This window comes from Paenibacillus sp. 2TAF8, from assembly GCF_052114825.1.
Taxonomy (GTDB): Bacteria; Bacillota; Bacilli; order Paenibacillales; family Paenibacillaceae; genus Paenibacillus.
Map to the genome: position 1 here is coordinate 244265 of NZ_JBFRFN010000002.1, position 15337 is coordinate 259601.

Consider the following 15337-nt stretch of genomic DNA (forward strand, 5'->3'; position numbering starts at 1 on the left):
TCTCAACTTGTGTGTCCCCCTGTATGTAGTGATGTTGTCTACAGAGTCCATCATAATGAATGAACCATATGAATGCCCATACTAATATTGCAACATTTATTGTATTTATTTAGGATATTAAAAAGTGAATACAGATGTTGTATTAGTACAACGTCTTACTTCTGTCTTTCTAGTTATTAGGGAGCAAACACTTTCGGGTAATCACTCGTCCAGGCGCCCATGCAACCAATTAAGCAATACTTAACACATGTGATTACACTGCTGTCCTCTTCCGTTTCATATTCGACTGAAATATTGATGTCAGATTTACGCCATGCCAGATAAGGACCACTGCCGCCATGCCAGTCACCTTGCTCACAGATATCCGGTTGACCATATGCTTTAATCCATTCGTCAGGTGTTGCAGTCATCGTTATCCCTTTGGGCAATTGTCCGGCAAACGGTTTTTGAATTCGATCGTCCGAACCCGGTGCAAGAAAATGAATAGCTCCAATGATCCAATCATCCGCTGGAAGATCATCACGTCCGGTTAATGTATTGATCTTGGGGGATCGATACACATCAATACGCACCGATGCTTTAACAGACCAGATGATGTCATCCTGAAAAGGACCATCAGGCTTCGCAATTCTTTTTACACCGAAGGGTTCAAGAAAGGATTGTACCTGTTTGGCATCATATGGTTGACCTAACAGCTCGATAAACTGCTCAGATGATTGGTTGTTATTGGTATCGTTGTTGTTATTCATACTCATGGTTTCCATCCTCTCGAAGTGAAATCGACTTCACCCTTTTCCTTCATCATCTTACGTTTCGTTTGTTCTGTAAAGGTTGAAAATGATCATAAAAAAACAGAGGAATTCGGAAGTAATCCGCTCCTCTGTTTCATGCAGTTTATTGCGCTGGTTGTATGTGATCGTGATCTCCTGTTAATTACTCGTATATTTCACCCAATCATATTCGGCATGCAATGGATTAGCACCATTATATGACCCAAGCCAGCTGTCGACACCAGTTCCATTCCAGATATTCATCATAATTTTACCTGGTGTTTTCGGAATATTGGTTGTAGCAGTATGTTTAAGCACACCGTCGACGTACCACTTAATGTGACCTGGCTGCCAATCAAACGCATACGTGTGGAATCCCTGGGACGCATCGAAGCCCAGATTTACGATTTTCTCATGATTTCCAACGCCGTTTGTATAATAATTGAATTGGACTTTCGTTGTGTCTTTCCCTAGGAACTCGATATCAATCTCATCCCATTGTGTACCATGAGCAGGACCGGTATAGGTGAAAAAGGAGGATACAATCCCTGTATTTTTAGCAGGTTTCATGCTTACTTCATACAGACCATACCCGTAAGTATTCGTTGACCGATATTCTCCACAATCAAACTTGTTGYTTGAAGGGCTTGTCAGACTCAACCGCAGCTTGCCGTCATTCGTAAAATTAGCATTATTCGCCCGCCACGTACAGTTGAACATGGAACCGTTGGAATACCCATCAGCCTTCTGCCAAGTGCTTGCATTGTGATACGTCAGTGGTTCCCAAAACACCCACCCTGCGAAAGCACTTACCGAAATAAATAGTGAAACCACACCCGATACCATTAATGTGAACCATGTCTTCCTCTTCATCAATACACCTCCACCTTTGATTCCAACCATGTAAACAAATCAATGCAACTCCCTTTCGCTCTTAGATTTAACAGCATGTGAGCGATTTCATCATCTTATAAAGCGCTTACATTGGTTGGTGTTTCCATTTTATATCCAGTACGAAGAATGAACTATAGCAAAGTTTAAAGAAAGCATATTCATTTTTAAAGATTGGTCTGCCTTTCCGTGACGAAATGCCAAAAGGCCCATTTTAAATGAACGGGCCTCGTTATTTATTACGCACGACTCGTAATCCCTGATCGGGACCAAGGCCATTCGCATCGAATTTTCCTGGATATGAAATCTCTGCTGTATTTACACTACTGACCCAGCCGCCTCCCTTGCTGACTCTCCAGGTGTTGTCCGGGGTTTCCGGATGGCTGTGCCATTCCCAGCACCATTCTCTAACATTACCAGACATATCATAAATGCCTAGTTCATTGGCCTTTTGCTGACCGACTGGCTTCGTTTGATTTCGATTGTTTTCGATGGCAGGCCAATTCCAGTCTCCTGTTAACGGTTTTTCACCGGCATTCATCCAGTACCATGCCACTTCATCTGGATTGTTGCTTCCGCTATAGGTATAATTCTGGCTTTTCTGGCCTCCACTCGCCGCGTATTCCCACTCTGCTGCAGTTGGCAGGCGATACCCGTTTGCTTCTTCATTTATGGTTACTGTCCATTTTATATTATCATTTCCATTTTTATTCTCGGGGTCCATAGTTTCTTTATCGACGGTGTAATACGGCTTCAGATCTTCCTTAACGCTCCGTGCGTTGCAATATTCTATTGCATCATACCAGGTCACTCGTTCAACGGGCCGCTCTTCACCTTTAAAACCAGAGGGATTGTCCCCCATAACTTCCATCCACTGCTTCTGTGTCACCTCGTATTTGCCAATATAAAAGTCAGACAGTGTAATGTCCTTATCAGTATAGCTTGATTTGCTAGTCTTGAATTTACCTCCTTCAACCAGTACAAGATCATCGCTTACAGTGGTATTACTGCTCGTTGAACAAGCACTTAGACCGGCAACTGCTGCTATGAGCAGCAATATAAACCACTTTCTCATCGATATGTCTCCTTTGACTTTGATACTGAAATAGAGAGCAAGACAGATCACAGACCTGCCTTGCCTGTGTTGTAGACTAGTCGTTTGAAAGGAGAGCGCTTACCAAACAGTCACGTTTGAGCTACCGCTGCTTTGATATCCTTCAGTTGCCATAACTTGATACGACCAGCTGTTACCCAAGTACATTCCTTTGCTCGCCCACGCATTTACGTGATTCTGGAACGTAATTTGGGAGTTTACACCGATTGGACGTTTAGATTGTCTTACACTCCAATATTGAGGGAATGTTGAATACCCGTCAATCGATGGCTGATTGTATCTCATGGTAGTATAAATGTCATACGTACCACCGTCACTAGTCATCGTGCCTTTGTAAGTTCCTGTCGGGCGGTATGTGCCCCAGTTATCTACCACATAGTACTCAATAAGCGCATTACGGGTCCAGCCATAGAACGTCAGATAACCATTGCCGGAAGGTGAAAATACACCAGCATTATAGTTAACTACTCGATTAGGCGTGCCGTAAGTCCAACCTTTACCAACGACGAAATTCCCGGTATTTTGCCAAGTTACGCTGTAATTTCCACCAGAACCGTTCACAGCATTAACGTTACCCCCGCCATCTGTCCAGTTCTGCCAGTAATCTGTAGCACCTGTCGTAGCGGCGAATACACCAAAACTCATGGAAGCTGCAAGAACAACCGTCAACAATTTTTTGCCGAATTTGAACATAGGGAAAACCCTCCTGATATTTTTATTTTTTGTAGTTTACTTATCTGAAGAGGCGCTGGGAAAAAAGAAACAGATCATTTTTCCACACGGGCCAGTCGTGCCCTCCGCTTTCTTCATACCAAATATGAGGTACGCCATACTGCTTCATATACTCATGAACATCAACACTAATCTGAATCAGATTATCCTGATCACCACAAGACACCCAGAGTAATGACAGAAGTGATGTCGCTTTAGCAGGGTCTGGAACAAGAACTTCCGGTGCTTTGGTGTTCGGCGCTGCTGAAAAGGCACCGACCCATGCAAAATGATCCAGATTACGTAGTCCAATGTTTAAAGACTGTCCTCCACCCATGGACAAGCCTGCAATGGCTCTTTTGTCCCTCGTTTGAGCTACCGGGTAACGGGACTCCATATACGGGATAAGATCCTGAATGAGATCCGATTCAAAGTGTTCAAATGCCCGAATTTTCTCAGGATCAAAGAGGTCACCTTCTGCAAGGTCATTAGACATTGCGCGCCCATTAGGACAAACAACAATCATTGGCTGGATGAGTTGATCGGCATAGAGGTTGTCCAGGATGATTGCTGGAGAGCCATAGGTATGCCACTCCTTCTCATCCCCTCCAATTCCGTGCAACAGATATAGTACAGGATAGGTAAGCTCCGAAGAAAAGCCAGGCGGCGTATATACCATCGCTTTACGCACGTTGCCAACCGTCTTGGAATCATACTCTATCGTTTCAACTACGCCGCGTGTTATGTTATCACGATACTGGTCAAAACCAGCAGATGCTGAAGCTATCATTCGTCTCACTCCCTTCACGGTTAGCAAAGTCCTCTAAACCTCAAATCAAGTTCCCGCTAATCAACGTAACCAAAACCTAAAATCGTGAACTGCTTGTCCTTCTGTCCAGGTGCCATGTCAATCTCGATAACATGTTTTCCCACTTCTTTGTTACTGAATAGAAGCATGGCATGGCAGTGGGTCCAGTTTACTTGGTGCGGATCCGCCTCTTTGACAAGTTCCCCATCCACTTTAATGTGGGCCGTTCCGAACTTATCACTGTCCGAGTCTTTAAAGATCAGGATGAGCCGGCTGCACCGCAAATGCAGCTCGAAACCTTTGTCACCTGCTGTTTCACCAGGAACATACATCCAGTTATTCGGAAAAAGCGGTGTACCATAATCATGATCGTCCATCTCGGTCATCTGTAGCTCACTATCTATGAGACAGAAGCTGCCTGGTTCAATCTGGGCGATCTGTTCTCCGTTTTTCCGATCCAACAGTTTGACATTCACATAATCATTTCCAATAATCGGTAACTCCGTTAATTCATCTTCTTTCTGATCGAGATTTGTACGATCTGTAACACGAAATAAATTCCCCAGTGCGTCCGCCATGATCCGATGTCCCACATTGGTAGGATGATAAATATCATGGAAGTACTGTTCTTTAGATATAACGCCACCTTCATCTTTCGTTTTCTGAAATTGCTCTACAAGAGCATCCTTCATGCTCACCATAGGCAGATCATAATGAAAGCCCACAGGAGCGAGACGGTCCTGAAGATTCCAATCATTTTTGAACACACTGAAAAGCAGGATGACCGCTGGCTCGTTATCTGAAGCAAGCGCTTTCAACACTAAGCTTTCGTAACAGTTTCCACGCGTCTCATCGTCAGCATCGTTTACCGCAAACTCGATAATGACAATGTCCGGCTGCACGCTGCCATCCCGGAGCACATCCCGCTCATAACGAATGACGCCAAGTTGCGAAGGCGTCCCGCCTACACCCGCCTTGATCAGCTGCACTGCATCGCTGTCCACAGGAGCGAACATTTTTTTGAAGTGTTCATAGGAGTGGTAGGCATAACTTTGGAGATGAATCGGTGTCGCACCAGCACCATGAGTAATCGATCCCCCAATAAAAGCAATGACAACAGGTTCACCACGTCTAGCTTTTTCGATAGCTCTCTTTAATCTGACGTTGTTCCCTAAATTCAGGAGTGATCTGTCGATCATGTCAAGATAAGTCGGAGAGTTATAATCAAATTCAGCCTCAAATGATGAAACAGTAACTCCTACGGGGTCACGTGGTGCATGGGTCCCTTGATTCTCATCTACATCTCCTGAATCGCCAAGCATGTTACATCCTCACCAACCTTCCAGCGAAAATTTGCACTCTGAGTATTACTATGTGAAGAAACCTGGACTTGATTGATGTCGATATCAGGCGGTTCCTTCTCTCCGAGTGTAGCGCTTACATAATTTAACAACAACCTGATAAATTATAGGACTTGACTAAATATATCATCCATATCACAAAATGGAAATAGATGGAATAACACACCTATAATTTTCCATGTAAACGCTTTAATTTGAGTAGTATTACGAATGATATACTTGCATATAGAAGCAATTTTGAAGGAGGAACTCATGAATATCACAGGAAAAGGCGCTTATGAGACCGGTACATATGTCAATCTTTTTCACAATTTAGGGTATAGCGAAGAAGAAATCAACGCAAGACTGGAACAGACTTGGAATGATCTGTTCTATGGAGACGAACATACACGAATTTACTATCCTGTTGGCGAAGACAAAGCTTATATGCTGGATACGGGTAACGACGATGTTCGTTCCGAAGGCATGTCGTACGGCATGATGATGGCTGTACAGATGGATAAGAAAGAGGAATTTGACCGTTTGTGGAATTATGCAGTGACGTACATGCAGCATACAGAAGGACGGTACAAGGATTATTTTGCGTGGCACTGCAAGCCTGACGGGACTAGTCTATCTCCAGGGCCTGCTCCTGATGGCGAAGAGTTTTTTGCTATGGCTTTGTTCTTTGCATCCAATCGCTGGGGAGATGGACCCGCTCCTTATGATTATAAATCTCAAGCCCGAAAGATCCTTCATGCCTGTGTGCATAAGGGCGAAGAAGGCGAAGGAGATCCCATGTGGGAGCCGAGCAACAAGTTGATCAAGTTCATTCCCGAGACTCCTTTTAGTGATCCTTCCTATCATCTCCCCCATTTCTACGAACTGTTTGCCCAGTACGCAAATGAAGCAGATCAGACATTCTGGAAAGAAGCTGCCGAAGCAAGCCGGGCTTACTTGCGTACAGCCTGTCATCCAATAACCGGACTTTCTCCGGAATATGCCAATTATGATGGTACCCCTGCTCCGATTCAGCCGCATGGGGATTTCAGGCACTTCTATAGTGATGCCTACCGTGTCGCTGCGAATATCGCACTGGACTGGGAATGGTTCCGTAAAGATCCGTGGCAAGTGAAGCAATCCAGTCGGATTCAAGCCTTTTTTAGTAATATCGACGTAGCAGATTATCGCCGCTACACGATTGAAGGTAAGCCTTTTGACGAACCCGCACTACATCCTATAGGTTTGCTGGCCACCAACGCAATGGCTTCACTGGCAGCAGATGGTCTACATGCCGATGCTTTTGTCCGGCTATTCTGGAGCACCCCTCTCCGCCAGGGTAAAAGTCGCTATTATGATAACTGTCTTTATTTCTTCACGATGCTTGCATTAAGCGGAAGATATCGGATTTACTAAGAAATGAACTCTGGCGCTATCTCTGCATCTCTAACCCTTCATTGGCTTTAGATTAATGACGATTAAAAAGACGAGCAGACCTCATATTCGTGGTCTGGCTCGTCTTTTATTCGTTTCTCTTTACTTGGATGATACGGATGAAGCATCATAAGCGGACTGCATAATCTCCAGATAACGATTCATATTCAGTCCTTCCAGTCCTTTCACATACGCATCCCAGTCTTTATCCAAGCTCTTTGCGCCTGTAACAAATTGTAACGCATTCTGGTCAATATAATCCTTGATGTTGGTTTGCATCATGCTCGTTTCATCCGCAAGGGACGGATCAACCCATAATGCCCAATGCGGGAATACCTCTTTTGGTTCCTTGCCTTCCATCAGCAATGTAGCTTCGTACAGGCGACGTTCATACCCATCATTAGCATAGATGTCTGTTCCCTGTACTTCTGCATCACGATATGCCCGGTGATGATTGTACTGGCTCAGCGCAGACCAGCTGTCATTCCGAGGCTCTTCCCCGGATGGAAGCGGAATGGCTTTATAGAGTGGTTGCACCTGATCGTTCAGGGCTACTTCCCCCTCTTCCGGTTTGCGCCAGCTTGTGCCCTCTTCGCCCAGATATGAAGCCATAGCTCCTTCTTGCGTATAGAAGTAATCCAGCATTTTTATGGCTGTAATCTGCGTTTGCTCACTGGCTTTGTTCGTTAAAACAAATGTTGCACCAGGATCAACCGGATAGTTGTATGATGCATATTCAGCGTTAGGCCCTTTTAATGGTGGAATCGGATTATAATCATTGCCGTACGGTGACCCTTCAGCTGTAGTCACGAACAAGGAAGGATGCATAGCCGCTCCTGCACCCAGAAGCTGCGCATCGGCATTATCTCCAATTTTCTTAAAGGCACCGACATTCTGTGTAAAAGCACCCGGATCAATTAAGCCCTCGTCATATAAAGATTTGATGTACGTAAGACCCTCTTTCCACTCCGGTTTATTCGCTACCGTTTCCACTTTGCCTTGATTCAGAATGAGGTAATTCCGGTCATCGTCATAGATGAAACCATTCATCAGGTATGGAATAATGTGTACACCAAAGTTCTCTGTTGAACCACTCAGTGGTACTTCATCTGCCTTGCCATTTCCGTTCGGATCTTTTGTTTTAAACGCTTTCAGCATTTCCCGGAACTCTTCTGTCGTTGTTGGTTCTTTGATATTCAGCTGCTCCATCCATTTGGTATTGACCCACATCTTGTTAGGATACGAACAGTGGAAACATTCATTCAGCCCGGTCAGTCCATATATTTTACCGTCAGGCGCGGTATTCATCGCTTTGTAATACTCATTGCTATCCAGCACCTTCTTGATGTTAGGCGCATGCTGATCAATCAGATCGTTCAGCGGCAGAATTACACCCTGTTGCCCGAACTTCAACAAGTCTGTCTGTGAGAAACGATCCACCCAAGGGATAAGCAGGTACAGATCTGGATAATCCCCGGAAGCAAGGGAAATCTGTCTTTTTTCTGCTGCTCCGTCAAAAGGAACTGTCGTCCAATTAAATTTGATGTTGAACTTTTCCTCCATCTTCTTAGTGAATTTATTCGTAGCCAGGTTCATATCCGATCCTTGGTGCACAAATACATTCATTGGGACTTTTCCGTTTGCATCTACTTCCCCACTGCCTTTTTCCGAAGACGAGCAACCTGCAAGTACCAACGTAAGAAGCAACACACAAGCGAGCATCCATGCACTTGTTTTCCTCAATAAAATCCTCTCCCTCATGAAAGTTGTGATTGAACTTATCCTTTAACTGAGCCGATTAACATGCCTTGCACGAAATAACGCTGTACAAAAGGATAGATGATCAGAACAGGCAAGCTAGCCATGACAATCAAGGAGTACTTCATCAGTTCAGCCATTTGCTGTTGTTTAATCATTTCGGAAGCGTCCATATTGCCTGAGCTACCAAGAATAAGAATACTTCGTAAAATCAGCTGTAGCGGGTAGAGCGACTGCGATTTCAGATAAATCAGTGCATCGAAATAGGCGTTCCATTGACCAACCGCGTACATCAACGACAGCACGGCCACAATGGGCTTGGCAAGTGGTAATATGACACTGAAGATAAACCGAATATCACTGCACCCATCGATATCAGCCGCTTCTGACAGCTCATCCGGTATGGAATTTTGAAAGAAGGTTCGCGCAATAATGACTTGCCACACCCAGATCGCATTTGGAATCAGAAGTGCCCAGCGTGTATCGATGAGTCCCAGGGATTTAACAACCAGATACGTTGGAATCAAACCACCAGCAAAGAGCATCGTGAACGTAATGAAAATCATCAGCGTGCTGCGTCCGACAAAAGTCTTTTTGGACAATGGATAAGCAATCATAATCGTTAACGCTACGCTGATAAACGTACCGCAAATTGTATAAAACAATGAGTTTGCATATCCCATAAGCACTTGTTCATTTCGCAATACAGCTTTGTACCCTTCGAATGACAGATCAACCGGCCAGAGCCATACTTTGCCTGAAGAAACGGCTGACGGACTGCTGAGTGATGAACTTACGATGTAGATCAATGGATACAGCACAGCAACCAGCACGAGTGACAGAATGATGTAGATTGCCGTAATAAACAGACGATCCCCAAGCGATTCTCTAATAACAGGGTTTTTGTTCGCTCGTGAACGACCTGCCTGTGATTGTAAATTAGACATCCTTCAAGTCTCCTCCCCTCCGTGTGGTTACCATAGGCTTGTATTGGACAGCCGTTTTGCGGCTGCATTGACAGTTAACAATAAGATGAGATTAATGACTGAGTTGAACAAACCAACTGCTGTAGCGAAGCTATAGTTCGCATTGAGTAGTCCCATTTTGTACACATACGTTGAGATAATCTCGGAAGCCGACAAGTTTAGAGGATTTTGCAGAAGATATATTTTCTCAAATCCCACCGCCATGATATTTCCGACACTTAGTATCAAAATAATGACGGCTGCCGGCAACAAGCCGGGCAAATCCACGTTAATAATCTTCTGTAGCCGATTGGCCCCATCCACTTTGGCGGCCTCATACAATGAAGGGTCAATACCGGCAAGCGCAGCCAGATAGATGACTGCTGAATATCCCATACTCTGCCACACATCAGAAAAGACATAGATCGACCGGAACATGTCTGGATTACCAAGGAAATTCACCGATTCAAAGCCAAGTGCGCCTGCTATAGTATTGACAATACCAAGCCTCGGTGAGAGGAATAACATGATAATCGATACCATAACCACCGTGGATATGAAATAAGGTGCGTAGGTTACCATCTGCACGGTTTTCTTGAACTTCATGTTTTTGATTTCATTCAATGCCAGTGCGAGCAAAATCGGGATCGGGAATCCGACGATGAGACTGTAAAATGAGATGAGAAGCGTATTTTTGATTAACATCATAAAAGCGGGATTCTGGAAAAGCAGGTCGAAATACTTGGTGCCAGCCCAAGGGCTCCCCCATATTCCTTTGATGACGTTATAATCCTTAAATGCGAGGACCGTATTCACCATCGGTACATATTTGAAAACGATAAAATACACCACCGGAGGCAAAATAAGCAGATATAACTGCCAATGCCTCCTGAAACTTCTGGCTAGCGCATGCTGTAACGTTGATCGCTTGCGCTCCTTCACACCGGACTTGCTTTCACTTGTAATTGTTGTTCTCAGAATCATCCCCCCAGTCTGTGAACCCTATGGTTGAAGTGAGCGTCACCTTTATTTGGTAGCGCTTTCTTTGTGCCCATATCATAAGTTCGAGCTGAGGGAATCGTAAAGGTACATCTCGGAAATCAGCGTACATTATACGTATAGATACTATATTTTCAGCGTACATTTACCGACCTAATTATCCATCTTCCGAAATACACTTGGTGAAATGCCGCGTACACGCTTAAATGCTCTGCGGAATGAATGCGCACTGTTATATCCGGTGGAAAGTGCAATTTCATCGATGGTCTGATCACTTTCCCGAAGCAGTTCAGATGCTGCATTGATTCTCACCCGCTCCACATAATCGGAAAGATTCTCTCCGGTGTGTTCTTTGAATAGTTGGGAGATGAATTTTTCGGATTTCCCCATATGTTCGGAAATCCGGCAGATCGTCAAATTCGCATCGCCATAATGATTTTCAATGTAACACGTAATTTCTTGTACGGTATCCGCATGTGTAGATGATCTCTTCCGAAGCACTTCTTTGCACATGTCTTCGGTTAAGCGCTTGAATTTACCCCGCAAGGCGGCAATGGAATCCGTAATCTGAATACTGGTGACACCGTTTTTGTATTCTTCTGCAAAGGAATCATCGTGTTTGATTTTGGGTTCATCCAGTTTGAGGTATGTTCCCTTTAACTCCATAATAAATTGCTGTGCCATCTCATAGGAAAGTTCGCGTTCTTCGAAATTGCGTCCAAACAGCTGATCCAAAATACGAAGAGACTCTTCCAGTTCTCCTGCCTTGATCGTATTCAGCAAGCGCTGTTCTGACTCAATGGGATAATAGTACATTTCATTTTCTTTCAATGTATCTTCGAATCGGACGAGTTCATCCACTCCCATATGAATCGCATATTCCATGGCCTGTTTGGCTTCATCAAATGAACGGCCTACGTCGTTCCAAACTTCGTATGCAGCTCCGGTGCCGATTGTTGTTGATATCCGGTATTCCGTATAAATAAGTTCGGTTAATCTGCTGAGTTCAGACTCACAATGAAGGATCACTTTATCCAGCCGCATGTCAGTTACAGGACATATAAAAGCAATCTGATCTGTGCCCCAGTCTGTTATCAGCACATCGGCATTCCATTCTGTCATCGTCTGTCGGATAATCAATTTCGCCACACCAAGCTCCTGAATCATTTCTTCACTATCCAGACTCGCATAACCGTTCACCTTGAGCAGACCAGTGATTCCCTGGCTGTTCTCAATGGAAAGTTGTGTCTGAGAAGAAATGGCTTCCAGCTCACGAGTAGTATAGAACTCACCTGTAAGCAAACGTTTGATGAATCCGTCTCGCAAGAGAGGAATTTGTTCATTCAGCGCGTTTTCCAACGATTGATTATTAGCGATCAAATGATGAATATGGCTTGCCAGAAAATCATACTCATTACGCCTTTTATCTGAAGGCTCACTGACTTGTTCTCGGAAGGCAGACAACAGTTTATAGATGGGTGCACTGTTTCGATAGGCCAGAATCAGTCCAAAACCTAAGCCAAGCGTCAATGTTGCAAGTGTGAAGACCAATGTCACTTTTTTGATCTGATCTGCATTGGTCATAAGTGCTTTCTCGGGAATACCCGCCATATAACTCCAGCCGTTTCGATCGGAATGAATGGATATGAGCAGTCGCCCATCTTCAATTGGTTGTACCTCATTCGAATCGTCACTAACATGTTGAGCTAGGCGCTGGGCTTCTCCTTCATCAATGCCGCGAGAGAAAATAATTTCACCGTTCGCATCTCTAACCAAAGTCCAGCCGCCATACTGATCAACGATATGTTGCGTCAGGCTTGCCATCTCATCTTCATCAATTAATACACCAATGGTAGCCTGTGGTTTATTGAAACTATTCAGTGGTAAGGATTGCAGAAAGGTGATTGCCGGTGCCGTGGTGCGCAAGTTGCTGCTTATTTCACGTTTGTAGTTTTGAAGTGGAATAATCTCATTAAAGTGTGGCTTTTTCAAAATATGTTCGCTCCACTGTTCGAAGGTCATACCCTCCATCGCGTTGGCTGCGTAATAATGTTCTGGCCTGTAATAGACCGTATTGGGTGTAATAATGACGTTATAGTTTGGAATGTAAATAAAAAAATGAGATAAGTATTCGTTTGTACTGCTGTACATCGATAAACTTCGCTGCATTTTACCTATACCGTAAACATTGTAGGTATCCAGTGGTTTGGGATCGGCAATTAAACGGTACAGATCCTGATTGATGGCTAGTTGCCTTGTAAACGCCTCGACTAGTAGCAGATTTCGTTCAATGATTTCTTTTCCCAAATTCAGAGACTTCAGACTATTTTCGATTGAGCTGGCCCTCGCCGCTTCTATGGATGCGCGGTAAGACGCGTATCCGGCGATCTGTGGAATCATTAAAATGATTACATACGAAATTAAAAAACGACGGAACATCGGTGAAAATTTGGACCATAGGAGCTTCAATGTACTCCCCCCTTTTTCTAATCAAGCGCTTACATTTATAAGTTATTGATCATCATTTCATGATACAACGGGCATTTCTGAACAGTGAAGGTACAACTTCTTCCCTATGGTACATTTACACCTGTAGCTATACAATACTTGATTTCTACAGAGTAATGTGCAACTTCACGAGACAAAGGCAATGAATAACAACCTTTCTGTTCATCCAATTTGGTTGCAACCATACTTAAATACAATACAAATAACCTTCTCAGGTCATCAGATGACTTGAAAAGGTTATTTGTTTCCACTAATTAAGTGATGTAAATATTGATGTTAATTAATTACTAACGGCTACAAATTTCCACTGTTGGTTCGTTGCACCCGTGTAAGTGTTCTGTTGCAGTTTGGCTCCATCCAATGTGGAAGCGTTCTCAACTTCAATGGCTTTATTACTGTTGACGTTGATAATGCTGTAGTAGCCATTGCCGAGATCATTCACTTTAAAATGCTGTGCAGTTGTATTCAGATTAGCCATGAGCTGCACAGCTTCACCATTAGTCTGTGTACCGTTACGAATGTCGATTACTTTATCGGTTGAGTTCACACTCGTCAGCGTGTAGTTTCCTCCACCAATGGAAGTCAGCACCCACTTCTGAGGATTGCCGCCAAGATCACTCCATTGTTGTAATTGGAGGTTGTTCTGATCTTGACCACCAGGAACATCAATTACTTTATTGGAATGACGCGCTACAATTTTGTACGTTGCACCAGACACCAGACCAGTAGACGGATTCGTTGGATTGGTTGGTGTACCACTACCATAATTCTGGGAGCGCTCATTGTACCAAGTGAACAAGAATCGTCCCATCGCACTGCGTGAAGCATCCCCATCCCACTTCAGTCCGGCGGTTGGATCAGCGAATGAACTGCGTGCGCCCGGTTCTAGGATAAAACCATTCATATGAGCCGCGATGCTGACATTACCTGCCGCATTGAAAATTCTTTTGGTATTCGTTCCGAAACCTTCATTACTACCGTTGAACAGATTCCAATAAGCTGAGTCACCTGGCTTGTTTTTGAACCATGTCACTTCTGTGATGTTAATTGGATATTTATCCGCAGCCGCCTTCACATTGGTGTTCCATTGATCTTGCAGAATGTTGAAGTTGTCATAGGCTCCGTAACCTGGATACCAGTGAACCGCATAACCGTAGTTGTTCAGAGGGTCCGTCAGCGGATGGCTTGCTGTCAGGCTGTAGAACTGATTGTAACCCAGACCCGCGGCCCAGATGACGTTATCTGCACCTTGATTACGAATGGTGGAGATCATGGAGTTTTGGAAGTTACGCAGGTCATTCCAATGATCTACGAAATCATTTTCCCCGTTGTATCCACCCCAGTGTCCGTTGGCATACGATTTCACCGGCTCATTAATCAATTCGAAGTGAACGTTGTCTGCACTTTTAATCTCTGGACGGGAAGCAAGGTAACCCCAGATTTGATTAAACTTCTGCAGGTTGGCAGCTGTCGTAGCCTGATCATCCTTCAAGGTGAAGTCCAATCCCAGAACGACATATACACCTTTGGTTTTTGCATACTGAATATAAGGAATGATGACGTTCTGTGTCACAGTCTGCACACCTGCAAAGTTGTATGTACCTGCCGCTACATCCCCCATATCCTGACGATCAATGAACAGACGTACCTGATTCATTTTCCAGCCATGATTGCTGCCATATTTCGGACTGGTATCCGCAAACGTGTCTGTGATGTCTTTCAGATAGGCCAATGTTGCAGCATGACGATTGTTACCATGAAGGTTGAGGTAATAATTACTGTCCTGATACGTCCAGTATGCACCGGAAGGTTGATGCCAACCATTGAGAAGTACAGGTTGATTGTTGCTGTTGACCAAGTTTTTGCCACTCACTTTTAGTTTCCCCATAGGCATACCTACCCAAGCATCTGCTTTGCTGCCTCCCCATGGAGCAATCGTAATCAGTAATGCCAGAACGAGTAAAAGCTTGCAAGACATCATGAATTTTTTCACTGCTATTCCTCCTGTTTGATTAAATTGGCCTACATTACTGCGATAG

Annotated in this window: 12 protein-coding genes; 1 reads left to right on the top strand and 11 read right to left on the bottom strand. The window is 44.2% G+C overall.

Features of this window, described 5'->3' with window-relative positions; genetic code table 11:
* Positions 1-176: 176 nt before the first annotated feature.
* From AB4Z30_RS03200 to AB4Z30_RS03225, 6 genes are all read right to left on the bottom strand, one after another.
* Positions 177-755 (bottom strand): hypothetical protein, encoded by a 579-nt coding sequence (locus AB4Z30_RS03200; RefSeq protein ID WP_441923237.1) that lies wholly within the window; start codon positions 753-755, stop codon positions 177-179.
* Between the two features lie 174 nt (positions 756-929).
* The gene (gene bglS / locus AB4Z30_RS03205; protein ID WP_441923239.1) at positions 930-1643 is read right to left on the bottom strand and encodes a beta-glucanase; all 714 of its coding nucleotides are present in this window, start codon (positions 1641-1643) and stop codon (positions 930-932) included.
* Between the two features lie 250 nt (positions 1644-1893).
* Positions 1894-2736, bottom strand: a complete 843-nt coding sequence (locus tag AB4Z30_RS03210) for an SUMF1/EgtB/PvdO family nonheme iron enzyme (protein WP_441923241.1) — start codon at positions 2734-2736, stop codon at positions 1894-1896.
* Positions 2737-2835: 99 nt separating this feature from the next.
* Complete coding sequence (locus AB4Z30_RS03215; protein ID WP_441923243.1) at positions 2836-3468, bottom strand: glycoside hydrolase family 11 protein; 633 nt, start codon at positions 3466-3468, stop codon at positions 2836-2838.
* A 40-nt stretch (positions 3469-3508) separates the two neighbouring features.
* Positions 3509-4276, bottom strand: a complete 768-nt coding sequence (locus AB4Z30_RS03220; RefSeq protein WP_441923245.1) for an alpha/beta hydrolase — start codon at positions 4274-4276, stop codon at positions 3509-3511.
* A gap of 56 nt (positions 4277-4332) precedes the next feature.
* Positions 4333-5616: an SGNH/GDSL hydrolase family protein gene (locus AB4Z30_RS03225; protein ID WP_441923247.1), complete on the bottom strand. Its 1284-nt coding sequence runs from the start codon at positions 5614-5616 to the stop codon at positions 4333-4335.
* A gap of 291 nt (positions 5617-5907) precedes the next feature.
* Between AB4Z30_RS03225 and AB4Z30_RS03230 the strand changes: the two genes are divergently transcribed.
* Entirely contained in the window at positions 5908-7050 is a 1143-nt protein-coding gene (locus tag AB4Z30_RS03230) for a glycosyl hydrolase family 8 (RefSeq protein ID WP_441923249.1), read from the top strand.
* Between the two features lie 120 nt (positions 7051-7170).
* On the opposite strand, the gene AB4Z30_RS03235 is transcribed toward AB4Z30_RS03230, so the two are convergent.
* From AB4Z30_RS03235 to AB4Z30_RS03255, 5 genes are all read right to left on the bottom strand, one after another.
* Positions 7171-8790: an ABC transporter substrate-binding protein gene (locus tag AB4Z30_RS03235; protein WP_441924177.1), complete on the bottom strand. Its 1620-nt coding sequence runs from the start codon at positions 8788-8790 to the stop codon at positions 7171-7173.
* Positions 8791-8846: 56 nt separating this feature from the next.
* Positions 8847-9773 carry a carbohydrate ABC transporter permease gene (locus tag AB4Z30_RS03240; protein WP_251503561.1) on the bottom strand — a complete coding sequence of 309 codons (927 nt, stop codon included), beginning with the start codon at positions 9771-9773 and terminating at the stop codon, positions 8847-8849.
* A 27-nt stretch (positions 9774-9800) separates the two neighbouring features.
* Positions 9801-10655 carry an ABC transporter permease gene (locus AB4Z30_RS03245; protein ID WP_123063785.1) on the bottom strand — a complete coding sequence of 285 codons (855 nt, stop codon included), beginning with the start codon at positions 10653-10655 and terminating at the stop codon, positions 9801-9803.
* Between the two features lie 288 nt (positions 10656-10943).
* Positions 10944-13259, bottom strand: a complete 2316-nt coding sequence (locus AB4Z30_RS03250; RefSeq protein ID WP_441923252.1) for a helix-turn-helix domain-containing protein — start codon at positions 13257-13259, stop codon at positions 10944-10946.
* A 319-nt stretch (positions 13260-13578) separates the two neighbouring features.
* The gene (locus AB4Z30_RS03255) at positions 13579-15291 is read right to left on the bottom strand and encodes an RICIN domain-containing protein (protein ID WP_441923254.1); all 1713 of its coding nucleotides are present in this window, start codon (positions 15289-15291) and stop codon (positions 13579-13581) included.
* Positions 15292-15337: the final 46 nt, after the last annotated feature.

Excerpts from the sequence above, each read along its gene's own strand:
- AB4Z30_RS03200 (WP_441923237.1), bottom strand. The coding sequence starts at position 755 with ATGAGTATGAATAACAACAACGATACCAATAACAACCAATCATCTGAG.
- AB4Z30_RS03210 (WP_441923241.1), bottom strand. The coding sequence starts at position 2,736 with ATGAGAAAGTGGTTTATATTGCTGCTCATAGCAGCAGTTGCCGGTCTA.
- AB4Z30_RS03215 (WP_441923243.1), bottom strand. The coding sequence starts at position 3,468 with ATGTTCAAATTCGGCAAAAAATTGTTGACGGTTGTTCTTGCAGCTTCC.
- AB4Z30_RS03220 (WP_441923245.1), bottom strand. The coding sequence starts at position 4,276 with ATGATAGCTTCAGCATCTGCTGGTTTTGACCAGTATCGTGATAACATA.
- AB4Z30_RS03225 (WP_441923247.1), bottom strand. The coding sequence starts at position 5,616 with ATGCTTGGCGATTCAGGAGATGTAGATGAGAATCAAGGGACCCATGCA.
- AB4Z30_RS03230 (WP_441923249.1), top strand. The coding sequence starts at position 5,908 with ATGAATATCACAGGAAAAGGCGCTTATGAGACCGGTACATATGTCAAT.
- AB4Z30_RS03235 (WP_441924177.1), bottom strand. The coding sequence starts at position 8,790 with ATGCTCGCTTGTGTGTTGCTTCTTACGTTGGTACTTGCAGGTTGCTCG.
- AB4Z30_RS03240 (WP_251503561.1), bottom strand. The coding sequence starts at position 9,773 with ATGTCTAATTTACAATCACAGGCAGGTCGTTCACGAGCGAACAAAAAC.